This is a genomic window from Amycolatopsis mongoliensis (genome assembly GCF_030285665.1).
In the GTDB taxonomy this organism is placed as follows: domain Bacteria; phylum Actinomycetota; class Actinomycetes; order Mycobacteriales; family Pseudonocardiaceae; genus Amycolatopsis; species Amycolatopsis mongoliensis.
On record NZ_CP127295.1, the window covers coordinates 4,625,659 to 4,650,396 of the forward strand.

The 24,738-nt window shown below is 72.6% G+C and carries 20 protein-coding genes; 8 read left to right on the forward strand and 12 right to left on the reverse strand.

What is annotated here, in order from left to right:
• Positions 1–19 precede the first annotated feature (19 nt).
• From QRX60_RS22580 to QRX60_RS22600, 5 genes are read right to left on the reverse strand one after another with little or no spacing between them, the layout of a single operon-like run.
• A complete protein-coding gene (locus QRX60_RS22580) occupies positions 20–2,146 on the reverse strand; it encodes an alpha/beta hydrolase family protein (protein ID WP_286002753.1) in 2,127 nt (708 codons plus the stop codon).
• Positions 2,143–3,252 (reverse strand): alpha/beta hydrolase family protein, encoded by a 1,110-nt coding sequence (locus QRX60_RS22585; protein WP_286002754.1) that lies wholly within the window; start codon positions 3,250–3,252, stop codon positions 2,143–2,145. Before QRX60_RS22585 ends, QRX60_RS22580 begins: the two co-directional genes overlap by 4 nt.
• A 20-nt stretch (positions 3,253–3,272) precedes the next feature.
• Positions 3,273–4,256 carry a transporter gene (locus tag QRX60_RS22590; protein WP_286002755.1) on the reverse strand — a complete coding sequence of 328 codons (984 nt, stop codon included), beginning with the start codon at positions 4,254–4,256 and terminating at the stop codon, positions 3,273–3,275.
• On the reverse strand, positions 4,253–5,134 hold the full coding sequence (locus QRX60_RS22595) for an ABC transporter ATP-binding protein (RefSeq protein WP_286002756.1): 882 nt from the start codon (positions 5,132–5,134) through the stop codon (positions 4,253–4,255). The genes QRX60_RS22590 and QRX60_RS22595 overlap by 4 nt, the downstream gene beginning before the upstream one ends.
• Positions 5,131–5,526, reverse strand: a complete 396-nt coding sequence (locus QRX60_RS22600) for a GntR family transcriptional regulator (protein WP_286002757.1) — start codon at positions 5,524–5,526, stop codon at positions 5,131–5,133. The genes QRX60_RS22595 and QRX60_RS22600 overlap by 4 nt, the downstream gene beginning before the upstream one ends.
• Before the next feature lie 194 nt (positions 5,527–5,720).
• On the opposite strand from QRX60_RS22600, the gene QRX60_RS22605 reads away from it, so the two are divergent.
• Complete coding sequence (locus QRX60_RS22605; protein WP_286002758.1) at positions 5,721–7,226, forward strand: alpha/beta hydrolase; 1,506 nt, start codon at positions 5,721–5,723, stop codon at positions 7,224–7,226.
• 46 nt (positions 7,227–7,272) lie between these two features.
• On the opposite strand, the gene QRX60_RS22610 is transcribed toward QRX60_RS22605, so the two are convergent.
• The 3 genes from QRX60_RS22610 to QRX60_RS22620 all read right to left on the reverse strand — a co-directional run bounded on the left by QRX60_RS22610 (position 7,273) and on the right by QRX60_RS22620 (position 11,704).
• Entirely contained in the window at positions 7,273–8,478 is a 1,206-nt protein-coding gene (locus QRX60_RS22610) for a glycosyltransferase (RefSeq protein ID WP_286002759.1), read from the reverse strand.
• An 87-nt stretch (positions 8,479–8,565) separates the two neighbouring features.
• Positions 8,566–9,897, reverse strand: coding sequence for an NAD(P)/FAD-dependent oxidoreductase (locus tag QRX60_RS22615; RefSeq protein ID WP_286002760.1), 1,332 nt, complete (start codon positions 9,895–9,897; stop codon positions 8,566–8,568).
• A 19-nt stretch (positions 9,898–9,916) separates the two neighbouring features.
• Positions 9,917–11,704 (reverse strand): chloride channel protein, encoded by a 1,788-nt coding sequence (locus tag QRX60_RS22620; RefSeq protein ID WP_286002761.1) that lies wholly within the window; start codon positions 11,702–11,704, stop codon positions 9,917–9,919.
• Positions 11,705–11,843: 139 nt separating this feature from the next.
• Here QRX60_RS22620 and QRX60_RS22625 point away from each other — a divergent pair, with 139 nt between their 5' ends.
• Positions 11,844–12,401 carry a GNAT family N-acetyltransferase gene (locus tag QRX60_RS22625; protein WP_286002762.1) on the forward strand — a complete coding sequence of 186 codons (558 nt, stop codon included), beginning with the start codon at positions 11,844–11,846 and terminating at the stop codon, positions 12,399–12,401.
• Between the two features lie 3 nt (positions 12,402–12,404).
• On the opposite strand, the gene QRX60_RS22630 is transcribed toward QRX60_RS22625, so the two are convergent.
• Positions 12,405–12,887 carry a MarR family winged helix-turn-helix transcriptional regulator gene (locus tag QRX60_RS22630; RefSeq protein WP_286002763.1) on the reverse strand — a complete coding sequence of 161 codons (483 nt, stop codon included), beginning with the start codon at positions 12,885–12,887 and terminating at the stop codon, positions 12,405–12,407.
• 146 nt (positions 12,888–13,033) lie between these two features.
• On the opposite strand from QRX60_RS22630, the gene QRX60_RS22635 reads away from it, so the two are divergent.
• The 4 genes from QRX60_RS22635 to QRX60_RS22650 all read left to right on the forward strand — a co-directional run bounded on the left by QRX60_RS22635 (position 13,034) and on the right by QRX60_RS22650 (position 20,930).
• A complete protein-coding gene (locus QRX60_RS22635; protein ID WP_286002764.1) occupies positions 13,034–13,717 on the forward strand; it encodes a hypothetical protein in 684 nt (227 codons plus the stop codon).
• Between the two features lie 164 nt (positions 13,718–13,881).
• Positions 13,882–15,426, forward strand: coding sequence for a DNA polymerase Y family protein (locus QRX60_RS22640; RefSeq protein WP_286002765.1), 1,545 nt, complete (start codon positions 13,882–13,884; stop codon positions 15,424–15,426).
• 135 nt (positions 15,427–15,561) lie between these two features.
• The gene (locus QRX60_RS22645; RefSeq protein ID WP_286002766.1) at positions 15,562–18,870 is read left to right on the forward strand and encodes an error-prone DNA polymerase; all 3,309 of its coding nucleotides are present in this window, start codon (positions 15,562–15,564) and stop codon (positions 18,868–18,870) included.
• An 80-nt stretch (positions 18,871–18,950) separates the two neighbouring features.
• On the forward strand, positions 18,951–20,930 hold the full coding sequence (locus QRX60_RS22650) for a cellulose binding domain-containing protein (RefSeq protein WP_286002767.1): 1,980 nt from the start codon (positions 18,951–18,953) through the stop codon (positions 20,928–20,930).
• A 155-nt stretch (positions 20,931–21,085) separates the two neighbouring features.
• On the opposite strand, the gene QRX60_RS22655 is transcribed toward QRX60_RS22650, so the two are convergent.
• A complete protein-coding gene (locus QRX60_RS22655; RefSeq protein WP_286002768.1) occupies positions 21,086–21,496 on the reverse strand; it encodes a MarR family winged helix-turn-helix transcriptional regulator in 411 nt (136 codons plus the stop codon).
• 53 nt (positions 21,497–21,549) lie between these two features.
• Between QRX60_RS22655 and QRX60_RS22660 the strand changes: the two genes are divergently transcribed.
• Both QRX60_RS22660 and QRX60_RS22665 read left to right on the forward strand, forming a co-directional pair.
• A complete protein-coding gene (locus QRX60_RS22660; protein WP_286002769.1) occupies positions 21,550–21,954 on the forward strand; it encodes a hypothetical protein in 405 nt (134 codons plus the stop codon).
• Positions 21,951–22,634 (forward strand): class I SAM-dependent methyltransferase, encoded by a 684-nt coding sequence (locus QRX60_RS22665; RefSeq protein ID WP_286002770.1) that lies wholly within the window; start codon positions 21,951–21,953, stop codon positions 22,632–22,634. Before QRX60_RS22660 ends, QRX60_RS22665 begins: the two co-directional genes overlap by 4 nt.
• On the opposite strand, the gene QRX60_RS22670 is transcribed toward QRX60_RS22665, so the two are convergent.
• Both QRX60_RS22670 and QRX60_RS22675 read right to left on the reverse strand, forming a co-directional pair.
• Entirely contained in the window at positions 22,605–23,372 is a 768-nt protein-coding gene (locus QRX60_RS22670; protein ID WP_286002771.1) for an amylo-alpha-1,6-glucosidase, read from the reverse strand. The genes QRX60_RS22665 and QRX60_RS22670 overlap by 30 nt on opposite strands.
• Positions 23,351–24,637, reverse strand: coding sequence for an amylo-alpha-1,6-glucosidase (locus QRX60_RS22675; protein WP_286002772.1), 1,287 nt, complete (start codon positions 24,635–24,637; stop codon positions 23,351–23,353). The genes QRX60_RS22670 and QRX60_RS22675 overlap by 22 nt, the downstream gene beginning before the upstream one ends.
• Positions 24,638–24,738 lie beyond the last annotated feature (101 nt).

The window sequence follows — 24,738 nt, forward strand, 5'->3', positions numbered from 1 at the left end:
CGTGCCGCTTCCGCCGTGCTCAGTGGCAGAACGAGACTTCCGGGTACCCCGGCGAGTCGAGCACCGGCCGTGCTTCACCCCGCAGGTGCCGGTCGAAGAAGGCGTTCACGTAGGCCCGGGCGATCTCCTGGGCCCGCAGCGCGCTCGTGGTCGCGCCGTAGTCGACGCCGAGTTCGTCGCCGACCAGGCCCACGTCGGTGAACGACGCGTGCTGTGCGCCCTTCACCTCGGCCCAGCGCTTCCAGCCGGTGAGCTGCGCCCAGTCCCGCTCCCACGTCGGGTCTCCCGCTGTGCACGCGGTTTCCCCGAGCTGGTGGCCCAGGAACATGAACGGCCGGGACAGCCCGGGCGGGTTCAGCCCGGTGTGGGTCGTGCCGTCGATGTCCATCCCGGCCTTGATGCGGGCGTCGGCGACCATCGTGGGGAGCGTGCTCGCGCCGCCGACGGAATGCCCGGCCATGCCGATCCGGGCCGGGTCGACGAGCGACGTCCACTTCGAGCGAGTCAGCGAGTCGAGCACGAACGAGACATCGGCGGCCCGGCCGAGCTCCAGCTTCTCCCAGAACGCGCCATCGTGCGGGACATCGCAGGATGCGCACCCGGCGAAGCGCCCGTCGGGGAAGCTCTGGCCGGCGTTCTCGTACGTGTGGCCGACCACGGCGACGGCGTATCCGTGACTCGCCAGGTCCTCGGCCAGCGCGGTGAGCGTGGCACGGGGCTTGGTGTAGCCGGGCGAGAGCACCACCAGGGGCAGCCCGTGCCCGGCCGGCCGGGCGCCGGCCACCGAGTTGGTCACCATCGTGGTGAGCAGGTCCGGCGGCACGCTCAGGCCGCTGTCCTTCAGCAGCGCCGCGGACTCCGCCGCGGTCAGGTACTGCGTCTTCGGTCCCTGCGACGAGGAAGCCGGGTAGAAGAGCGAGACCATCAGCTCCCGGTAGGGCACCGACGGCACCCACGGGTCAGGCCGCGAAGTGTCCTTCAGGTACACGGATGCGCTGCCCACCGGCCGGTCCCCGGTCGGGGCGGGCAGGTACGGCGTCGACGTCATGGCGAAGCTGACCTCCGGGTAGTGCGAAGACGGCTGGTCGAGCAGCGGCTGCGCCCGGCCGTTCAGGTGCTGGTCGAAGAACGCGCGGACGTACGCCGCGGTGACGGCCTGGCCGCGCGCGGCCGGGGTCGTCGCGCCGAAGTCCAGGCCGAGCTGCTCGCCCACCAGGCCGATGTCGGTGAACGACGGGTGCGCCATGCCGGCGACGACGAGCCAGCGCTTCCACCCCTTCAGCTGGTCCCAGTCCCGTTGCCACGTGCCGGATTCGACGCCGGTGCCCGGCGTGTACGTGCCGGCCCGCCCGAGGAACAGGAACGGCCGGTCGAGGCCGGGTGCGAGCAGCGGGTCGTCCGTGGTGCCGTCGATGTCGATCCCGGCCTTGATCCGGGGGTCGGTCACCATGGCGTCGATCGTGCTCGCGCCGCCGACGGAGTGCCCGGCCATGCCGATCCGGGACGCGTCGACGAGCGACGCCCACTTCGAGCGGGTCAGCGAATCCAGCACGAACGACACGTCCTTCGCCCGGCCCCGCTGCAGCTTCTGCCAGAAGGCGTCGTCGTGGTTGCCGCAGGCCGCGCAGCCGGTGACCCGGCCGTCGGGGAACGTCGTGGCCACGTTCTCGTAGGTGTGGTCGACCACGGCGACGGCGGTGCCGTGGCTCGCCAGGTCCTCGGCCAGCGACGTCAGCTCGGCGCGGGGCCGCTTGAAGCCGGGGGACAGGACGATCAGCGGCAGCCCGCGCCCCGCCGGCCGCCCGTCGACGACGGCGTCGGTGTGGACGGTCGTCAGCACCGATGGCGGAACGCCGGTGACGCCGGCCTCGTCGAAGACGGCTTTCGCTTCCGCCTCGGTCATGAACTGCTTCTTGGGTCCCTGCGAGGAAACCGCCGGGTAGAAGAGGGAAACCATCAGCTCGCGGTAGGGCACCGACGGGACCCACGGGTCGGGGCGCGAGGTGTCCTTGAGGTACAGGGAAGTCGTGCCCACCGGCTGGTCGCCGGTCGGCTTCGCCAGCGTGAGCGCCGGGTCCGCCGAAGCGGACGACGGCGTCAACGCGAGCGTGAGCGCGGTGATGACCGTGATGCTCTTGATTCTCATCCGATGAACGTCACTTCCGGGTAGGCGGGCGACGGCGCGGTCAGCAGCGGTTGCGGACGGCAGCGCAGGTTCCGGTCGAAGAAGGCGCTCACGTAGTTCCGCGTGATCGCCAGCGCCCGATAGGCGTCGATCGACGCGCCGAGGTCGACCCCCAGCTGGGCGGCGAGCACGCCGAGGTCGGTGAACGACTGGTGCGCCGTGCCGGACACCATGAGCCAGCGCTTCCAGCCGGTCAGGTGCGTCCAGTCCGTCTCCCAGTCGTCGTACGGACCGGGCGTGCCCGGCGTGTAGTCGTCCATGCTGCCCAGGAACAGGAACGGCCGCGACAGCCCGGACGCCGGGAGCGGCACGTGGATGGAGCCGTCGATGTCGGCCCCGGCGCGGATGCGGGGATCGGCCAGCATCGCCTGTGTCGTGATCGCGCCGCCCGCGGAGTGCCCGGTCATGCCGATGCGCTGCGGGTCGATCAGCGCGCCCCACTTCGGTGAGCGCAGCAGCGAGTCGAGCACGAACGACGTGTCCTTCGACCGCACCTGCGCGAACTTCTCCCAGAACCCGGGCTGGTCGTCGACCGCGCAGGCGTCGCACCCGGTGACGTGGCCGTCGGGGAACGTGGTGGCGCGGTTTTCGTAGGTGTGGTCGATCGCCGCCACGGCGTACCCGCGGCTGGCGAGGTCCTCGGCCAGCGCGGTGAGTGTGGCCCGCGGTTGCGTCCAGCCCGGAGACAGCACGACCAGCGGGAGGCCGTGCCACCGCCCGGCCGGCTTCGCGTCGACGACGGCGTTCGTCCGGACGGTGCTCAGGACGTCCAGGGGCAGCCCCGGGATGTTCTGCCGTTCGAGGTTGCGTTCCGACTCGAGCGGCGTCATGTACTGCTTCGTCGGCCCGTTCGCCGACGTCGCCGGGTAGAAGACGGAGACCATCAGCTCCCGGTAGGGCACCGACGGCACCCAGGGGTCCGGACGCGAAGTGTCCTTGAGGGACAGTGAGGTGACACCGACGGGTTCGTGGCCGGTCGGGCGGGGCAGGTAAGGCGTGGTGCTCGCCGAAGCGGGCGAGGCGGCGAGAGTGAGCGTCAAGGCGGTGGCTACCGCGAGAGTGCGCATGATTCCCCCAGGAACCGTGATCAGGAAAGGTGGCGGACGCGGCGGAAGCAGAACCAGGTGAGCAGGGCGGTCATCGCGAGGTACAGCGCGAGTTCGAGCCACTGCAGCGGCCAGAACCGCGAACCGGGCTGGTAGGTCAGGCGCTGCTGGTAGCCGTGCGTGCCCAGCTGCGCCATGCACGTTTCGATCGTGCCGCGCTCCGGCGGGCCCTGGTCCGGCCTCGGGGCGCACGTCTGGATGAACGACGGCAGCGGATCGGCCACGGTGCCCGCCGAGTCCACGGTTTCGTTCGCCAGCACCCACGCGCCGGCCGGGTTCCGCATGCCGATCTCCAGGATCCCGTGGGTGTCGTCGCCGGTGATGTTCGTGATGTCCCGCGAGACGATCGGGATCGTCGTCTGCTCGGGCGGGATGAGGTACGGACGCACGAAGTTCGGCACCAGGAGCAGCACGGCGGCGAGCGCGACCAGGGTGACGGCCATGGCCGCCACGGTCCGCTTCAGCAGCATCCCGACCGCGACGCCGAGCGCGAGGGCGAAGGCCGCGTAGCCGATCGGGACGATGCCGCGCGCGCCGAACACGACCGGTGCCATGCGCGAGAGCATCCCGCGATCGGTCTGCTGCGCCGCGAGCGCGTCGATCGGGCTCGCCCACCACGACACCGCCCAGCCGAGCAGGCCGGCCGCGACCATCGCGGTCAGGATGCCGAACCCGAGCTTGGTGGTGAGCCACCGCTTGCGCGTGACGGTCTGGTTCCACACCAGGCTGTGCGTGCCGCTTTCCAGCTCGCGCGTGATCATCGGGACGCCCCAGAAGACGCCGATGACCGCGGGCAGCAGGTACAGCGCCAGGATCGTGCCGCTGAAGAGGACGTCCTGGTCGGAGAAGTTGGTGCGCCCGACCAGCTCCGGCCCGGTGATCGCGAGCACGACGCCGATCAGGACCAGCGCGGCGGACACGGACAGCGCGGGGACGCGGAACTGGCGCCAGGTCAGCCAGGTCATCGCAGGACCTCCAGGGCGGGGCGGGCGGCGGCGGGGTTGCTCATGTACTCGAGGACGAGGTCCTCGAGGCCGATCTGCGCGACCGTCCACGCGGGGTCGAGGATCGGCGCCTCGGTGCGGACGAGCACGGTGGTCTGGCGGTCGGTGTGCTTCGCGGAGACGACGTGCTGGTCGGCCGGCAGCGAGTCGACCTCGCGGCGCGGCCCGGAGAGCCGGTGGTGCGTGGCGAGCAGCTCTTCGACGTCACCCATCACCCGGACCTGGGAGTCCACCAGCACGATGAGGTGGTCGCAGACCCGTTCCAGGTCGTTGACCAGGTGCGAGGACATCACGACCGACAGCTCGTGCTCGGCGACGGCCTCCATGAGGTCCTGCAGGAACTCCCGGCGCGCCAACGGGTCCAGCGCGGCGACCGGCTCGTCGAGCAGCAGCAGCTCGGGGCGCTTGGCGATGCCGAGGGTGAGCGCGAGCTGCGCGCGCTGGCCGCCGGACAGCTTGCCGGCGGGCTGCTTCGGGTCGAGCCCGAGCCGTTCGACCCGCTTGGTGGCGAGCGAGTCGTCCCACCGCGGGTTGAGGTGCGCGCCGAGCCGCAGGTGCTCTTCGATGGTCAGCCCGGTGTAGACGGGCGTGCTCTGGGCGACGTAGCCGACCTTCGCCAGCTGGTCCGGGCCGCTGCCCGGCACACCGCCGCACACCTCGACCGAGCCGGTGGTCGGTTCCAGCATGCCGGAGGCGATGTTCAGCAGGGTGGACTTGCCGGCGCCGTTGGGGCCGACGAGCCCGGTCACGTGGCCGGCCTCGATCTCGAGGGTGCAGCCGGTCAGCGCCCACTTGCGCTTGTACTTCTTGCCCAGTCCCTGGGCACGCAGGACGGTCACGCTATGTCCTCTCTGGCGGAGTCGCGAAACGTGGACATCAGCAGGGCCTCGATGCTCTCTTCGTCGAGACCGGCTTTGCGGGCCTTGCCCAGCCAGCGGCGCAGGTCCTGCCGCAGGGGCCCGAGTACGGCGAAAGAAGTGCCGCCGTTCAGCGTCGCGGTCACGAAGGTGCCGACGCCGGGGCGGGCCGAGACGAGGCCGTCGTGCTCCAGTTCGCGGTAGGCCTTCAGCACGGTGTTCGGGTTGATCGCGAGGTCGGCGACCACGTCCTTGACCTTCGGGAGCTGGTCCCCCTTTTCGAGCAGGCCCAGCCGGAGGGCGTGCCGCACCTGCTGGACCAGCTGCTGGTACGGCGAAAGGCCCGAACGGGCGTCGAGGTGGAACTCGATCATCGGCAACTCCATTTAACTAGGTACCTAGTACTATAGCTAAGGAGGGGAAGTCGGCGCCAGGGTCTTTTCGGGAACCCCCGCCGGGGGTACCGCGAATGACTTGTGGAACCTCGGCAGGCGCCCGGCGTCTGTAGTGGTGATCGTTTTCTCCGACGAAAGGGCTCTTCGTGCGTCGTCTTACTGGGGGAGGTCTCGTGCGCGGCTTGGTCGTCGCGCTCGGGGCCTCGCTGGCCGTCGTGGCCGGACCGGCGGTGGCTTCGGCTTCCGTCGACAGCGTTCCCACTCCGAAACTGAGCTGGACCGGCTGCGAAGACGGCTTCCAGTGCGCCACCGCGTCGGTGCCGCTGGACTACGACCGGCCCTCGGGCGCGAAGATCGACCTCGCGCTCATCAAGCTGCCGGCCACCGATCCCACGCACCGGATCGGCACGCTGTTCGTCAACTTCGGCGGCCCCGGCGCGTCCGGCCTGCAACGCCTGCGGGAGCGCGGGAAGTGGCCGTGGCTGTTCTCCGACGAGCTGCGCGCGCGGTTCGACGTCGTCTCGTGGGATCCGCGCGGGATCGGGAACAGCACGGCCGTCCGGTGCTTCGACACCCTCGCCGAGCAGGAGTCGTTCTTCGGTTCCTTCCCGGAGATGCCGGGCGACCCGAGCGGCAACGCGGCCTTCTACGCCAAGTCGAAGGAACTCGCGGACCGGTGCTCGGCGAAGGCCGGCCCGATCCTCGAGCACGTCTCGACGGCCGACACCGCACGCGACCTCGAGCTGCTGCGCCGCGCGGTCGGCGACGCGAAGCTGACCTACCACGGCATTTCCTACGGGACCCAGCTCGGGGCCACGTACGCGAACCTGTTCCCGGATCGCATCCGCGCCATGGTGTTCGACGGCACGATGGACTTCGCCGGCAACGCCACCGGCCACGACGGCGCCGGCCACAGTGTCCCGCTGGACACCCGCCAGGACGTCGCCACCGGCATCTCGCAGACGTTCGACCAGTTCCTGCGCCTGTGCACGGAAGCCGGCCCGAAGTGCGCGTTCTCCTCGGGCGACCCGAAGGCGAAGTGGGCTTCGATCACGGCGCGGGCCAAGCAGGCCCCCATCACCGTGGACGGCGAAACGTGGACGTACTCCGGGATCATCAACTCGGCGGCGGACCTGTCCGACTCGCGGGGCTGGCCGGACATCGCGTCGCTGCTGCAGCGCCTGTACGACGCTCCCGCCACGGTTTCCGCGCTCAAGGCGGGCGAGCCGTACACGTCCAACCGCACCGAAGCCTTCAACGCCATCCAGTGCAGTGACAGCGACGTCCCCACCGACCCGGCGATCTACAGCCGGTACGCGGAGTCGGAGGACCAGCGGGTCCCGTACTTCGGCCGGATCGCCGTGCTGGACATGATGAGCTGCGCGTTCTGGCAGGCGAAGGCCGCGGACCGGTACACCGGCCCGTGGAACCGCCCGACGTCGGCGGAGATCCTGGTGCTGAACAACCGCTACGACCCGTCGACGCCACTGGCCGGGGCCCGCGACGGGGCCGCGGAACTGGCTCGCGCCCGGGTGTTCGTCACCGAGGGCTACGGGCACTCGTCGATGTACGTGCCGAGCACGTGCACCGAGCAGGTGAAGCGGGACTACCTGGTTTCCGGGGCGTTCCCGGCGGCGGGCAAGACCTGCGCGATCGACGCGAGCCCGTTCGCGGGCTGAGGCCTGAGGGGGCCGCACTTACCCGGGAAAGTGCGGCCCCTGAGGCTCAGCCGGCCAGTTCGACGAGCCGCTTCGCGGCCACCGTCGCGCCGTCGGGACGGATCTCGCCGCCCACGGCCTTCGCCCGGCTTTCCGCGGCGAGCGCCGTGTCCAGCGCGGCGGTCAGGGACTCGACCGTCGGTGCCGGGTCCAGGTGCGCCGCGCCGATGCCCAGCTCGGCCACTCGCGCCGCCCAGTGCGGCTGGTCCGCGATCCGCGGCACGACCAGCTGCGGCGCGCCGGCCCGCGCCGCCGTCGTGGTGGTGCCGGCGCCGCCGTGGTGCACGACCGCTGCGACCCGCCGGAACAGGGCCTGCTGGTTCACCTCCCCGACGGCGAAGCAGTCGCCGGCGTCGTCGATCGGGGCCAGTCCCGCCCAGCCGGCGGCCAGCACGATCCGGCGGCCCCGCGCACGGACCGCCTCGATGGCGATCCGCGCGATGCCCTGCGGCGCGTACGCGGCCATGCTGCCGAAGCCCACGTAGACCGGCGGCTCGCCGTCGTCGAGGAACTCCTCGAGCCCGTCCGGGAGCGGCCGGTCGTCGGGCATGATCCACGCGCCCGTCTGCACGATGTCGAGGTCGGTCTTGCCCTCCGACGGGCACAGCAGCGGGTCCGCGGCCAGCCACGGCTGGTCGGTGAAGACGTAGTCTCGGACGTTGTCCACCGGCGGCAGGCCGAGCGCCGCGCGGTGGCTCCGCACGGCCGGGCCGTACAGGGCGTCGACCCGCTCGGCGTCCTGCTGCCACAGCACCCGGTTGTCGGTCTCGTCCGGCGAGGACGGCGTGCCCGGCCGCGCCCCCGGCGGGAAGTGCCGCGACGGCAGTCCGAGCAGGTGGAAGCACGCGAACACGTACGGCAGGCCCAGGTGGTCCGCCACGTCCCGCGCGCCGGCCGGCATCAGGCCCGTCGCCAGCAGCGCGTCACACCCTTCGGCCGCCGCGGTGAGCGTCTCGAACCGCGCGTCGACCAGCCGGGGCGCGAGCTTGAACGCGTCTTCGGCCGTCGGCGGCTTCGGACCGGCGACGACCGAGCGCACCGTCGGGCCCAGCGGCACCAGCGGCACCTCCGCCCGGGCCAGCAGCCGGCCGAAGTCGTCGTCCGGCGGCGCGCACACCACCGCGTCCGCGCCCTGGTCCCGCAGGGCCACCGCGAGCCCGGCCAGCGGCTCGACATCCCCTCGCGAACCCCATGTCGTCAGCAGCACCCGCATCGAGCGTTCCCCCGTTTTCCCTGGTGGTGGCCTACGGCGGGCCATTCTGGGGGATCACCCCCGCCTTGCCGCAAGCCCCGGGTTCGGCTATACCTTGAAGGGGGCGGGGAGATCTTCCGGCTGGGCACCGCCGCCGACGAACGCGTCGCGCGGGTGCTGCACCGAAGCCAGCGACAGGATGTCGCGCCCGAACAGCGCCGCCGTCAGCCACACCGCGAGCACGCGGACCTTGCGCTCCCAGCTCGGCACCGCCAGCACGTGGTAGCCGCGGTGCATGAGCCACGCCGGCAGTCCGGTGATCACCAGGCGCCGGTATTGGAAGATGCCGCGGCCGAGGCCGAGTGTCGCGATCGAGCCGAGGCTGCGGTGGACGTACGGCTTCGGCTCGCGGCCGCGCAAGGTCGCGATGATGTTGCGCGCCAGCAGTTTTCCCTGCCGGTAGGCGTGCTGCGCGTTGGGCACCGTGCGCGCGCCGGGGACCGGCGAGGCGAGGTCGGGCACCGCGGCGGCGTCGCCGGCCGCCCAGGCGCCGGGCACGCCCTCGACCCGCAGATCCGGCCGCACGACGACCAGCCCGCGCTCGTCGACCGGCAGGTCGGTGTGCTTGCCGATGACGGGGTTGGCGCCGTTGCCGGCCGTCCACACGATCAGCTCCGAGTCGAACTCCTCACCCGTCGAGAGGGTCACGTGCCCGCCGGCCGCCGACGTCACCAGCGTGCCGAGGTGGACGCGCGCGCCCCGCCGTTCCAGCTCGCGCACGACCCAGCGTCCCGGCCGGTCGGTGACCTCGGGCAGGATGCGGCCCGACGCCTCGACGAGGTGGAACCGCAGCTCGTCGCGGCGCAGCTCCGGGTAGCGCTTGAGCAGCGCCGTCGCCAGCGACAGCAGCTCGCCGAAGCCCTCGACGCCCGAGAAGCCGCCGCCGACGAAGGTGACGGTGAGCAGCTTCCGGCGCAGCGGGCCTTCGGGCAGCACCGCGGCGCGGTCGAACGAGGTGAGCAGCCGGTCGCGGATCGCGACGGCCTCTTCGACGTGCTTGAGGCCGATCGCCTGCTCGGCGACGCCGGGCACGGGCAGCTTCCGGGTGACGGCCCCGGCGGTGACGACGACGAGGTCGTAGCCGAACTCGAAGGCGGCGCCGTCGGTGGGCCGCACGGTGGCGACGCGGTGCGCGTGGTCGAGGGCGGTCACGGTCCCGGCGATGACGTGGGTGCGGCGCAGGTGCCGCCGCAGCGACACGGCCGCGTGCCGGGCTTCCACGGCCCCGGCGACGACTTCGGGCAGGAAGGGCTGGTAGGTCAGGTAGGGCCGCGGATCGACGAGGGTGACCATGGCTTCGCCCTTGCGGAGTTTCTTTTCCAGCTTCCAGGCGGCGTAGAACCCGGCGTAGCCGCCGCCGACGATCAGGATCCGGTGCATCTCTTCCTCTTTTCTCGCTTCACCTCCTGGACGAGGTGGCGGACGAGGACGTGACGGGGATCCGCGTCACAGCGAGGACCCGCTCGCGGTGGTGTTCTTCGTGCAGATCCCGCCGCCGGGCGTGCAGGAGCTGCGCCAGCGTCACGACTCCGCGCACCCGGGCCGGTTCTTCGCGGTCGACCACCACCGCCTGCGTCACGTGGCCCGTCGCGAGCTTGTTCGCCACCTCCCGGAGCGTGTCGTCCGGGTGGCACGTCGCGTGGGCGGGCGTCGTCGCGTCCGCGACGGTCCGGCCCGCGCACGTCAGCAGCGCGTGCCGGGTGGTCACGCCGATCAAGCGGTCCTGGCCGTCCACCACGGGGTAGAGCGTCGCGTGGCGGGAGTGCGGCAGCGTCTCGTACACCGTTTCGCCGCGGGTCAAGACGACCGGGTTGGCCGTCATCACCTCGTGCGCGAAGAACGTCTCCAGCGGGTCGGTCGTGTACTCGCGCGTCAGGTGCAGGCGGCGGCGCGCGATCTTCTCGGTCAGCACCGACCGCTTGAGCAGCAGCACGGACACCGCGTACGCCGACACCGACGCGACCACCAACGGCAGCAGGTCGTTCCAGGCGTGCGTCAGCTCGAGGGTGAACACGATGCCCGTCAGCGGCGACCGCATGACGCCGCCGACCACGGCCGCCAGGCCGCACACCGCCCAGAACCCGGCCGTCACGTGGGGGAGCAGCCCGCCCTCGGCCGCGCCGAGCGCCGCGCCGATCATGAACACCGGGGCCAGGACACCGCCGGACGTGCCCGAGCCCAGCGACAGCGACCAGATGAGCGTCTTCACCACCAGGACGCCGACGATCAGCGACGTCGTGGCCCGGCCGGTCAGCAGCTGGTCGATGACGTCGTAGCCGACGCCGAGCGCGCGCGGCTCGATCAGGCCGCCGGCGCCGATGGCGAGCCCGCCGATCGCCGGCCACCACATCCAGTGGATCGGCAGCCGGGCGAACCCGTCCTCGGCGAGGTAGACCAGCGCGGTCGCGGCGATGGCGAGCAGGCCGCCGGTGATGCCGGGCACGAGCGCGAGCACGTCGGCCGCCGCACCGGGCGCCGGTGCGGCGGGCAGACCGAAGACCGGGTCGGTGCCGAGGAGGAAGCCGCGGCAGAGCGTGCTGGTCAGGACGGCGGCCGCGACCGGGACGAAGCTGCGCGGCCGCCATTCGAACAGCAGCAGCTCCACCGCCAGCAGGATCGACGCCAGCGGGGCGTTGAACGTCGCCGCCATGCCGCCCGCGGCGCCGGCCACGAGCAGCGTCTTGCGTTCGTCCGCCGAGAGGTGCAGCAGCTGCGCGAGGATCGACCCGACAGCGCCGCCGGTCATGATGATCGGGCCCTCGGCGCCGAACGGGCCGCCGGTGCCGATGCTGACCGCGGCCGACACCGGCTTCAGCACGGCGACGCGCGGCGCGATCTTGCTCTCCCCGGTCAGGATCGCCTCGATCGCCTCCGGCATGCCGTGCCCGCGGATCTTCTCCGAGCCGAACCGGGCCATCAGGCCGATCACCAGCGCGCCGGCGACCGGCGCGAAGAGCACCAGCCACCAGGGGTGCGCGGCGGCGCCCGGCGCGACGAGCGCGGTGTCGAACCGTTGGTAGAACACGAGGTTCGTGATCAGGCCGATGAGCTTCAGCAGGGCCAGCGCGGCCAGGGCCGCGGCGCCGCCGACCGGGACCGCGAGCAGGGCGATCAGCAGCATGCGCGGCCGGACCTGGAAGTCGCCCAGGTGCGTGGCGCGGGGCTGCGCGGGCGTACCGCCGCTCATCGGGCCTCCCTCTCGGACTACGGGTATTGCAGTCAGCAATACTTGTAGTAGCGAACAGTCGAGGTCAAGTCGAGACGCGCTGGAGTGGCCGGGTTCACCGTGGTGGCGCTCGGGTCCCGGCTGGGGCAGGATCCCGCGGGTGACCTACACCACCCGGCCGCTGGACGCCTCGACGTGGGCCGCGTTCGCGGAACTGGCCGAGCGCAACAACGGCGTCTTCGGCGGCTGCTGGTGCCTCGGGTTCCACCCGGAAGGCAAGGTGCGCGGGAAGGTCCGCCGGGAGCTCAAGGAGGAGCGGGTGCGCACCGGCGGCGCGCACGCGGCGCTCGTGGTCGACGGCGACGGCGTCGCGCAGGGGTGGTGCCAGTACGGCGATCCGGACGAGTTGCCCCGCATCAAGCACCGGCGCGAGTACGGCAAAGCTGCGCCGCCGCGCCCGGACTGGCGGATCACGTGCTTCTTCGTCGACCGGAAACACCGGCGCGGCGGCGTCGCCCGCGCGGCGCTGGAAGGGGCGCTGGCGCAGATCGCCGCGGCCGGCGGCGGGCTCGTCGAGGCGATCTCCGAGGTGACGGCCGGCCGGGACGCGCCGGGGCGGTTCCTGTTCAGCGCCACCGTCGAACTGTTCGAGGAGTTCGGGTTCGAGCGCGTGCGCCGGGTCGGCACGCACGCGTGGATCGTGAGCCGCGTGGTCTGAGGATCAGCCCCAGCTGCCTTCGGCGGCGGGCGGTTCCCCGCCGGCTTCGGCGAAGGCGGTGAGCGCGTCGACGAGCCCCCGCCGGCTCTCCTCCGGCATCCGGGCGACGATCTTGGCGATCTCCTTGCGCCGCCGGGTCGTCACCTGCCGGACGATCCGGGCGCCCTCGCGGGTGATCTCCAGCACGATCTCGCGGCGGGACACCGGGCTGTGCCGGCGGTCGACCAGTCCGCCGGCGACCAGCTTGTCGACCATGCGGCTGGCGGTGGACGGCGTGACCCCGAGGTGCTCGGCGAGCGTCGCGTGCTTGAGCGGCCCGCGCGTGTGCAGCACCACGAGGAGCCGGAACTGCGGCAGGGTCAGGTTGTCCTCGGCCGCGGCGATCGACCGGACGGACACCGCCACCAGGAGCCGGGACGCGGTGAGGACCGCGTCCGTCAGCGTGTCGACACTCGCGGCGTCGATGCCCGGGTTCGCGCGGGTCATGCCGTCCAGTGTGCCGGAACGACCCTGCCCCGGCGGGGTGACCCCCGGCTTGACAGCGGGCCGCCCGTCTCGCACTATGCGAACAAGTGTTCGATGACTTTCTGGGTTCGCCCGGTACGAGTACGTGGTGCTGGAGGTGAGCGGTGGTGGCGGTGCCGGAGGCGCTGGCCGGGCTCACGGCGATCCCGGGGGTCCGCACGGCGGCGCAGCTGAGTCCGGGCCCGGCCGCGCCGGAGCTGTTGACGGTGCTGCCGCCGTTGGCGAAGTTGCTGCCGGGCGGCGGGTTGCGTCGCGGCAGCACGGTGGCGGTGGGCGGCGCGATGTCCCTGGTACTGGCCCTGCTGGCGGCGGCGACCCGCGACGGTTCCTGGGCGGCGGTGACGGCGCTGCCCGAGCTGGGCCTGGCCGCGGCGGCGGAGTTCGGCGTCGACCTGGAGCGGATCGCGCTGGTGCCGCACCCCGGTGCGGAGCTGACGGGCGTGTTGTCGGCGCTGGTCGACGGGTTCGACCTGGTGGTGCTCGGACCGGTCGGCATCCAGCCCCAGCTCGCCCGCCGGCTGGCGGGCCGGGTGCGCAGCCGGGGAACGGTGCTGCTGACGGTGGGCCCGTGGCCGGGCGCGGACGTGGAGCTGCGAGTTTCCCGACGCCGCTGGCACGGTCTGACCCCGGACGGCTACGGGCACTTGAGGTCGCGCGAGGTGGTGGCGACGAGCCGCGGCCGAGGGGCGGCGACCAGGCCGTCGTCGGTGCGGCTGCAGCTGCCGGGACCAGGCGGCGCGGTGGCGGCGGTCGAGTCACCGGAGCGGCGCTTGGCCGAGGTGGCCGGGTGAGCCGTGGCGCCGGGGGGCGCGCTGACCGGCGGGCCGGGGGCCTCGTATCGACCAGGCCCGCGCGATGAGCCAGTTGTCGGCCACGGCGGCCGGCTGTTCTGCTGCGACCACGCGATGAGCCGGAAGCCGTTCGCCACAGCCGGTTTCTCTCCCGCGGCCGCGGGATGAACGGTCCGCCACGGCTGCTCGTGCTGTGGTGCCCGGACTGGCCGGTCGTCGCCGCCGGGGCCGCCGCGGGCACCTCGCCCCTCGCTCCCGCCGCCGTCTTCTCCGGCAACCGCGTCGTCGCGTGCTCCGCCGAAGCGCGCCGCAGTGGTGTCGGGCGCGGGATGCGTCGCCGCGATGCCCAGTCCCGGTGCCCGGAACTCGTGGTGCACCAGCACGATCCGGACCGTGACGCCCGGCTCTTCGAACCCGTCGCCGCCGCCGTCGAAGCGCAGGCCGTCGGGGTCGAGGTCGTGCGGCCCGGCATCGTCGCCGTGCCCGTCACCGGTGCCGCCGGGTACTTCGGCGGCGAAGAAGCCCTCGCCGAACTCCTCATCAACGAGGTCGAAGCCCAAGCCGGCGTCGAGTGCCAGATCGGGATCGCCGACGGCCTCTTCGCCGCCATCCTCGCCGCCCGCCGCTCGGCCGTCGTCCCGCCCGGCGACACGAAAGCCTTCCTCGCGCCCCTCTCGATCGCCGAGCTGAACCAGCCCGGCGACGACCGCGGCGAGCTCGTCGACACGCTCCGCCGCCTCGGCCTGCGCACCCTCGGCGCGTTCGCCGCCCTGGCCGAACACGACGTCGCCGGTCGCTTCGCCAAGGACGCCGTCACCGCCCACCGCCTCGCCCGCGGCCTCGCCGAACGCCCGCCGTTGCGGCGCGCCCTCCCGCCGGACCTGACCGTCACCGAAACCTTCGACGACCCCCTCCGGCGAATCGACGAAGCCGCGTTCGTCGCGAAGACCCTGGGCGAACGCTTCTTCGCGGGCCTCGCGAACCACGGCCTCGCCTGCACCCGCCTGGCCATCGTCGCCGTCACCGAAGCGGGCGAAGAGCGCGTACGCGTCTGGCGCTGCGCCGAACCCCTCACCGCCCGCGCGACGGCGGACCGCGTGCGCTGGCAGTGCGAAGGCTGGCTCACCGCCCGGGACCGGCCCACCGCCGGGATCGTCCGGCTGCGCCTGGACCCCGAAGAAGTCGTCGGCGGGCAGGCGCTGCAGCTGCAGCTCGGGTCGATGGGCCGCGACGCCGACGCCGCCGAGCGCGCCGGCCGCGCCCTCGTGCGCATCCAGGGCCTGCTCGGGCCCGACGCCGTCGTCACGCCGCTGCTCGACGGCGGCCGCGGCCCGGCCGAGCGCGTCCGCCTGGTCCCGTGGGGCGAGCCGCGGCGCCCGGTGACCGAGGACCGGCCGTGGCCGGGCCGCCTGCCCGCCCCGTCGCCGGCCCGCGTACCGCCCCGGCCCCCGGCGGCGCTGGTGCTCGACGCGGTCGGCGACGCGGTCCGCTGCACCGAGCGCGGCGAGCTCAGCTACCCCCCGGCCACGGTCGCGATCGACGGCCGCCCGCCACGCCGGGTCCTCGGCTCGGCGGGGCCGTGGGTGGTGCACCCGTCGACGGCCCGCGTCCAGGTGGTGCTGGAAGGCGAGGACGACGACCTGGCGCTGCTGCTCGAAGCCACGGTCGGCGACAATCCACAGTGGACGGTGGAGGGCATTTACGACTAGTCCTTTGTGACCGATGCGACTCCCGAGTTGACACCGGCCGCCTCCCGGCTCAGGATCGAGGCACCGTAGTCGTCCGCGTGTTCGAACCGTAGTCGCTGGCTTCCCCACAGCGAACTCCTTGTGGGGAGCGGAGTTGTGGCGTTCAACAATCCGAGTGTGCCGTGGTCCGAAGTGGAGCGGATCGCCTCCGGGCGACCGCCGGCTCCCGGCGACGGCAACGACGCCCCGGCGTGGTCGCGCAAACGCGAAGGGTACGCCGGGGCGCCCGCGGACCTGCGGGACCGGAAGACCCGGGACGACGCCGGCGACCGGATCCGCGCCCCCTACGCCGAGCTGCACGTCCACTCCAACTTCAGCTTCCTCGACGGCGCGAGCCATCCCGAGACGCTCGTCGAGGAGGCCGCGCGGCTCGAGCTCGACGCCCTCGTCCTCACCGACCACGACGGCATGTACGGCGCCGTCCGGTTCAACGACGCCGCCCGCGAGCTCGGCGTCCGGGTCGGGTTCGGCGCCGAGCTGTCGCTCGACCTGCCCGGGCCGCAGGCCGGCGAACCGGACCCGGCCGGGTCGCACCTGCTGGTGCTCGCCCGGCAGCAGGAGGGCTACCACCGGCTCTGCAAGGTCATCTCCCACGCGCAGATCGCGGGCGGGGAGAAGGGCCGGCCCGTCTACGACCTCGAGGAGCTGGTCGACGAGCTGGCCGGGCACGTCGTCGTGCTCACCGGGTGCCGCAAGGGGCCGGTCCGGAGGGCGCTCGCCGCGCACGGGCCCGCCGCCGCGCGGGCCGAGCTGGGCCGGCTCGCCGACTGGTTCGGGCCGCGGCACGTCGCCGTCGAGCTGATCGACCACCGGCTGCCCCTCGACGACGCGGCCAACGACCACCTCGCCGCGATGGCGAAGGAGCTGCGGCTGCCGACCGTCGTCTCGAACAACGCGCACTACGCCCGCCCGGAGGACGCCGCCGTGGCCGACCTGGTCGCCGCCGTCCGGGCGCGGCGGTCGGCCGAGGAGCTCGAAGGCTGGCGGCCGCCGTCGGGGCAGGCGTTCCTGCGCTCCGGGATGGAACAGCGACGCCGCTTCGAGCGACGCTATCCCGGCGCGGTCGGGCGCGCCGCCGTCCTCGGCGTCGAGGTCGCGTTCGACCTGAAGCTCGTCGCCCCCGACCTCCCGCCGTTCCCGGTGCCGCCCGGCCACGACGAGATGTCGTTCCTGACCGAGCTGACCTGGCGCGGCGCGGGGAAGCGCTACGGGTCGCGGGAGGAGAACCCGAAGGCCTACGCCCAGCTCGACCACGAGCTCGCCATCATCGAAAAACTCGGCTTCCCCGGCTACTTCCTGGTGGTGTGGGACATCGTCCGGTTCTGCAAGGAGGCGGACATCCTCTGCCAGGGCCGCGGCTCGGCGGCGAACTCCGCGGTCTGCTACGCCCTGGAAATCTGCCACGCCGACCCGGTGAAGTGGAACCTGCTGTTCGAACGCTTCCTGGCGCCGGAGCGGGACGGGCCGCCGGACATCGACATCGACATCGAGTCCGGCCGCCGCGAGGAGGCCATCCAGTACGTCTACGAGAAGCACGGCCGCTTCCACGCCGCGCAGGTCGCCAACGTCATCACCTACCGGGCGCCGTCGGCGATCCGCGACGCCGCGAAAGCCCTGGGACACAGTCCCGGGCAGCAGGACGCCTACAGCAAGCTCGTCGACCGCTGGGGTGGCACGAAGCAGCAGACGGCCGGCGAGATCCCCGCCGACGTCCTCGACCTGGCCGCCCGGATCGAGGACTTCCCGCGCCACCTCGGCATCCACTCCGGCGGCATGGTGATCTCGAAACAGCCGGTCTCCGAGGTGGTCCCGGTCGAATGGGCGACCATGGCCGACCGCAGCGTCCTGCAGTGGGACAAGGACGACTGCGCGACCGTCGGCCTGGTCAAGTTCGACCTGCTCGGCCTCGGCATGCTGTCCGCGCTGCACTACACGATCGACCTCGTCGCCGAGCACCACGAGTCTACTGTGGACATGGGCAAGCTCGACCTGGCCGACCCGAACGTCTACGACATGCTCTGCGAGGCCGACGCGGTCGGAGTGTTCCAAGTGGAGTCACGCGCGCAGCTGGCGACGTTGCCGCGGTTGCGGCCGAGGAAGTTCTACGACCTCGTCGTCGAGGTCGCGCTGATCCGGCCCGGCCCGATCCAGGGCGGCTCGGTGCACCCGTACATCCGGCGCCGCCGCGGGGAAGAGGAGTGGCAGCACGCCCACCCGCTGCTGGCGTCCAGCCTGGACCGGACGCTCGGGGTGCCGCTGTTCCAGGAACAGGTGATGCAGATGGCCGTCGACGTCGCGAGCTTCACCCCCGCCGAAGCCGACCAGCTGCGCCGCGCCATGGGCGCCAAGCGGTCCAGCGCGAAGATGAAGGCGCTGATGGCGCGGTTCTTCGCCGGCTGCGAAGCCAACGGTCTCGACCGCGAACTGGCGACGCGCATCTTCGAGCAGATCCACGCCTTTTCCGGCTACGGCTTCCCCGAAGCGCACTCGATGTCGTTCGCGTTGCTGGTGTACGCGTCAGCGTGGTTCAAGCGCTACTACCCGGCCGCCTTCTGCGCCGGGCTCCTGCGCGCCCAGCCGATGGGCTTCTACAGCCCGCAGTCCCTGGTGGCCGACGCGCGCCGCCACGGCGTCCGCGTCCGGGAGCCGGACATCGACGCCAGCCTCGCACACGCCACCCTCGAACCCGACCCCGACAGTACCGGCGGCGTCGCGCTTCGCCTGGGCCTCGCCGGGGTCCGGCACCTCGGCGAGGACACCGCGGACCGGATCGTCGCCGAGCGCGACGCGAACGGCCCGTACGCCGGGGTCGGCGACCTCACCCGCCGCGTCGGGCTGAAGAAGAACGCCGTCGAAGCTCTGGCCACCGCGGGCGCGTTCGGCGGCGACCGGCGCCAGGACCTCTGGGCCGCGGGCGCCGCGGCGGCCACCCGGCCCGGGCACCTGCCCGGCCTGGCCCCGGGCCTCGACGCGCCCGCGCTGCCGGGCATGACGCGGCTGGAGGTCACCGCCGCGGACCTGTGGGCCACCGGCGTCTCCCCGGACAGCCACCCCGTCGAATACCTGCGCGGGCTGCTCACCGCGCGCGGCGCGATCACGACGGCCGAGCTCACGCGGGTGCCGGACGGGACACGGGTGTGGGTCGGCGGCGCGGTCACCCACCGGCAGCGCCCGGCGACCGCCGGCGGGATCACCTTCCTCAACCTCGAGGACGAGACGGGCATGGCCAACGTCCTCGTCTCGCCCGGCCTGTGGCAGCGGCAGCGCCTGGTCGCCCGCACCAGCGCCGCGCTGCTCGTCCGCGGGCAGGCGCAGGCCGCCGAAGGTGTCGTCACGCTCGTCGCCGACCGCCTCGAAACCCTCGATCTTTCGATGCGGCCGGGGCCGTCCCGGGACTTTCGTTGACTTCCGGGCCGCACACTGGTTCGCTGCTCTGAGAGCGCTCTCAGCCATCCGTACGTCTCGACGAGTGAGGATGGACATCCATGACAGCTCGACGTCTGCGCTGGGCCGCGTGGCCGGTGGCCGCCGTGCTCGCGGCGGCCGTGCCGGCGGCCGCGGCGGCGACCCCGCCCGAAGCGACCGTGACGGTCAACGCGCGAGCGGGGCTGGCCACCGTGCCGGACACCGCCCTCGGCGTCAACCACGCGGTGTGGGACAGCCAGCTCGGCACCGATGCCGTGGCCGACCTGCTCGGCGGCGCCGGGGTCCGCACGATGCGCTACCCCGGTGGCTCCTACGGCGACATCTACCACTGGAAGGACAACACCGCGCCGGGCGGCTACGTGGCACCCGGCACGGACTTCGACACGTTCATGGGCGGCGTCCGGCGGGCCGGTGCCCAGCCGATCGTCATCGCCAACTACGGCACCGGGACGCCGCAGGAAGCCGCCGACTGGGTGCGGTACGCCAACGTCACGAAGGGCTACGGCGTCCGGTACTGGGAGATCGGCAACGAGCTCTACGGCAACGGCCACTACGGCGCGAACTGGGAGGCCGACAACCACGCGGACAAGAGCCCGGCCGCGTACGCCGCGGGGGTCGTGGCCTACGCCGACGCGATGAAGGCCGTCGACCCGTCGGTGAAGATCGGCGTGGTGCTCACGACGCCGGGGAACTGGCCGGACGGCATCGTCGCGGCGGGGGACACCGGCACGTGGAACCGGACGGTGCTGTCGATCGCGGGCCCGCACGTCGACTTCGCCGTGCTGCACTGGTACCCGAGCGGGTCGACGGCCGCGGAGGCGCTCACGAAGACCGAGCAGGTGGACGACATGATCTACCTGGCGCGCGAGCAGATCACGCAGTACGCGGGCCGGCCGCTCGGCATCGCCCTGACCGAAACGAACACGCCGGTCGGCATGAACACCCAGCCGGGCGCGCTGTTCGCGGCCGAGGCGTACGCGTCCCTGCTGGAGAACGGCGTGTTCACGGTCGACTGGTGGGACACGCACAACGGCGCGACCGCACTGTCCACAGTGGCCGGTTATCCGGACTACGGCGACTTCGGCCTGCTGTCCAGCGCGACCTGCCTCGACGGCGGGTGCGAGCCCGCGCTCAACACGCCGTTCGCGCCCTACTACGGGCTGAAGATGCTGAGCACGTTCGCGCGGCCGGGCGACCAGTTCGTGCGGGCCGGCGCGGACGACCCGCTGCTCGACGTGCACGCGGTGCGCCGTCCGGGCGGGGACCTCGCGGTCCTGATGGTCAACAAGGATCCTTCGCAGGCCCGCGCGGTGACCCTGGACTACGCGGGTTACCCGTCTTCTTCCGTCTCCGACGTCTTCACGTTCACGAACGGCGCGACGTCGATCAGCCACGCGTCTTCGTGGGACCGGACGCTCCCGCCGTACTCGCTGACGACGGTGGTGCTGCACTCGGCCCCGGCCGCCTTGGCGGCGCCCGGCCAGCCGACCGCGACGACGACCGACACGACGGCCACGATCAGCTGGCCCGCGTCGGCGCCCGGCGTGAAGTACGAGGTGTACCGGCAGGCGGGCGTGGTCAGCGAGCAGTGGGGCGAGACGACGGGAACATCGTTGACGGCCGGGAACCTGCTCCCGGGCACGCGCTACACGGTGAACGTGCTGGCGCGAGACGCGGCGGGGAACGTGTCGTGGGCTTCACCGCCGTTGACTCTCACGACCGGAGCGCCTGCCGCGAGCAGTTGCACGGTCCGGCTGACGGACGTGAACGACTGGGCGAGCGGGTTCGTGGGCGGGATCCACGTGGTCTCCACCGATCCGACGACCGACTGGACGTTGACGTTCACGTGGCCGACCGCGCGGCAGCGGATCACCAGCGGCTGGAACGGGACGTGGACGCAGGAGGGTGCCGCGGTGAAGGTGACGTCGTCGGGGTCGCTGGCGGGCGGAGCGGATGTCGGGTTCGTCGCGGACTACGGCGGGCCGAACATCCTGCCGACGGCGTTCCGGCTGAACGGAACCGTCTGCTCGGTGGGCTGACGGCGACGCGGGTGGCGGGCTCGGTCCGCCACCCGCCGGTCTCGCGCCCCGGGTCGTGAGTGGGAAACAGGGTTGGAACCCGTTTCCCACTCACGACGAGCCACGGCAGACCACCCACTTCACCCGTCGACGAACCTCAGGCGCGCGACACCGGGTCAGTCCGGCTGGGCCAGGTGGGCCAGCCCCGTCCGCAGCCCCCGCCGCTCCTCCGGGCTCAACCCCGCCAGCAGCCGCTCCTCCACCACCCGGATCGCGTCCCGCACCGCCGCGTGCCGCCGGATCCCGGGTTCCGTCAGCCGGACCACCCGGGCCCGGCGGTCCGACGGATCCGGCGAACGGCTCACCAGCCCCTCCTCGACCAGCCCGTCCAGCAGCGCGATCAACCGCGTCTTGTCGTAGTGGATCTGCTGGGCCAGCGCCAGCTGACTGGGGGCCGCCCCCGGGGAGAGCGCCGACAGCACCACGTACTGCCACATCGAGAGGCCGTGCTCCTCCAGCACCGGGCGTTCGGCCTCGGCCAGTGCGCGGGCCGCTCCGGCGCACAACGCCCCGAGATCCTTGGTCACCGGCCAGATCTTACGCGTGGACATATCATACGCAGCTGCGTATCGTTTACCTCATGACATCATTCGAACCGGGACGCGCCGAGACGCGCACCATCTCCCTGGCCACCCCGCCCGAGCGGGTCTTCGCCTACCTCGCCGACGCCCGCCACCTCCCCGAGTGGGCGCCGGGCTTCGCCCCGGCCGTCGAGCACGACCACGGCGACGTCTGGCGCATCCCCGACGAACGCGGCCCGCGGCACGTCGCGGTCAAGGCCGCGAAGGAGCAGGGCGTCGTCGACTTCGTCAGTCCGGACGCCCCGAACCTCGGCCTCTTCGCGCGCGTGGTGCCCAACCTGACCGGCGCCGAGCTGATCTTCAGCCTCTTCTTCCCCGAGGGAACCGAACCGGCGGCCGTCGACGCGCAGATGGCGGTCGTCGACCGGGAACTCGAGGCCGTGCGAGAGCGCGTCGAAGCGTGAACCGGGACATCCGGTCGGTCGACGACTTGCTGCGGATGTTGGACGGCTTCTTCCGGGACATCGAGTGGGACGGCTTCTACGAGGATCGTGACCACCCCGTCCCGTTCTTCGCCGACCAGCCCGACGAGAACCTCGACGCCTGGCTCCGCGAGGGGCCGCTGACCGGCGGCCGCGCCCTGGAGCTGGGCTGCGGGCCCGGCCGCAACGCCTTCCGGCTCAAGGCGGCGGGCTACGACGTGGACGCGGTCGACCGCTCGCCGGCCGCGCTCGCCTGGGCGGCCGAACGCGGTACCGGCGTGCGCTTCCACCAGGCCGACATCTTCGCCGTGGACCTGCCCCACGAGACGTACGACCTGGTCTACGACTCGGGCTGCCTGCACCACCTCGCGCCGCACCGGCGGATCAGCTACCTGGCCCTGCTGGACCGCCACCTGAAACCGGGCGGCCACTTCGGCCTCGCCTGCTTCGCCGCGGGCACCGGCGATCCCGGCTCCGGCACCGAGCTCCCGGACGCGCAGCTCTACCGCGACGGCAGCCTCCACGGCGGCCTCGCGTACACGCCGGACGAGCTGCGCCGGCTGTTCGACGGCTACACCGAGGTCGAGCTGCGCCCGATGAAGGCGGACACCGGCCGGTTCGGTGTGCCGTTCCTACTCGTGGCGCTGTTCCGGAAGGAGTGAGAACCCCGGCGGCAGCCGCACTTCCGTCACTTCGCCGGCAGCGTCGATCGTGATGTCCACAGTGGACCCGGCCAGCGGCAGGCCTCGGACCCGCAGCGCCCCGACCGGGCTCGGCCGGGGCGGGTCCAGGGTGACCGTCCCGGCGGGGACGTCGACGTCCAGGCCGAGGAACGCCACGAGCAGGCTCACCGCGGCCGCCGCCGACCACGCCTGCGGGCGGCACGACGCCGGGTAGGGGAGCGGCGACGACGTCTCCGCGAGGTCGTGGCCGGAGAACAGCTCGGGCAACCGGTAATCGAACGCCGGAGCGGCCGAAAGCAGTTGTGTCGCCAAGGAAGCCGCGCGCGAACCCTGCCCCGACCGCTGCAGGCCCCGGACGACGATCGCCGTGTCGTGCGGCCAGACCGAGCCGCAGTGGTAGCTCAGCGGCGAATAGCCGCCCGAGGACGAACTCATCGTGCGCAGGCCGAACCCGGACGCCAGCGACGGGCCCAGCAGCAGGGCCCCGATCTCCGAGCTCTCCGGACCGGACAGCAGGCCGGTGCCGAGGAGGTGGCCGATGTTGCTCGTCAGGGCGTCCACCGGCCGCTTGTCGCCGTCCAGGGCCAGGGCCGGGTAGTGGCCGTCCGAAGTGGACACCCAGAACCGGTCGCGGAAGCGGGTCCGCAACGCCGAAGCCCACTCGGCAAGACCGTCGGCGGGCTCGCCGAGAGCTGTCAGCAAGGAAGCTGCGCGCACGACGGCTTCGTGCTGGTACGCCTGGACTTCCCCAGGGCGATCGGCGGTTTCGCCTGCTCGCCGTCGCGGAAGCGGACGGCGTCCCCGGAGTCCTTCCACCCCTGGTTGGCCAGGCCGTGCCCGCTCTCGTCGCGGTACTCGGCGAACCCGTCGCCGTCGGAGTCCGCGGCGCCGGTGATCCAGGACAACGCGAACCGCAGCGTCGGCAGCAGGTCGCGGACCTCGTCTTCGGGCAGGCCCCAGCGCCAGGCGTCGTGCAGCAGGCAGACCCACAACGCGGTCGCGTCGACGGTCCCGTAGTACTCGGCGGGCAGCGACGCGCCGAGGGCCGTCTCGAAGCCGTCGCGGCGCCGCTCGTGCAGGATCTTGCCCGGCGCCTCGCCCGTCTCCGGGTCGTGCCGGGTGCCCTGCGCCCGGGCGAGCGTCCGGAGCGTGCCGCCCGCCAGGTCCACCGACAGCGGCAACGCCAGCCGCGCGGCCCAAAGGCTGTCGCGCCCGAACAGCGTGAGGAACCAGGGCGCGCCGGCACCGGCGAACGCGTCGCCGGGGTGCTCGGGCTCGGCGAGCAGGAGGCCGTCGAGGTCGTCGAGGGCGCGGCCGAGCAACGCGGTGAACCGGCGGTCGTCGGCGTGCACCTCCGGCCGCGACAGCCGGGTGCCGGCCGGCACGAACAGGGCCCGCTCGTCGGACACCGCCAGTGACCAGCGCAAAGTCGTGGTGCCGGCCAGCGTGACCGGCCAGCGCAGCCGGAGGCGGGGGCCGTCGGCGACGACTTCGGCACCCTCGGCCGTCACCTCGGAAACGGCCGAGTCCGCGGCCCACCGGGTGCCGCCGGGCGCCACCGGGGCGCGGCGGCCGCCCGACTTGATCTCGTCGATCGGCGCGAAGTCGGCCGCCAGCACCACTTCCACGACGCAGCGGCGGGTCACCCCGTCGGTCGAGACGAGCGAAAGCTCTTCGGTCATCCCCGACCCCGTGACGTGGCGCTCGCGGCGCAGCCACACCGTCGGGTCGGGGCCTGGGCCGCCGAGCGGGCGCAGCAGCCCGGTGAACCGCGCGCGGTCGGCGCCCGGCTCGTCGCTCCCGATGGGCTCCGGCTCGTGGCCGTCGACCGTCACCACGGCTTCGCTGAGCAGCCGGAGATCTCCGTGAAGGAGGCCCTGCGTCCCGCCGCCGCGGATCTGCCCGTCGCGGCCGGACAGGACGACGGTCGGGGCGTGCAGGGCGATCGCGAGGTCGTGGAGCAGGGGCTGGAGGTCGGCCATGACTATGATTGGATCGATCAAAACACAGAATGTCAACTGCATTCGTGGTCTTGACAGCTCAGCGCCACGGGTTCAGAGTTGCCGCCAGTTGAACGTTCAAA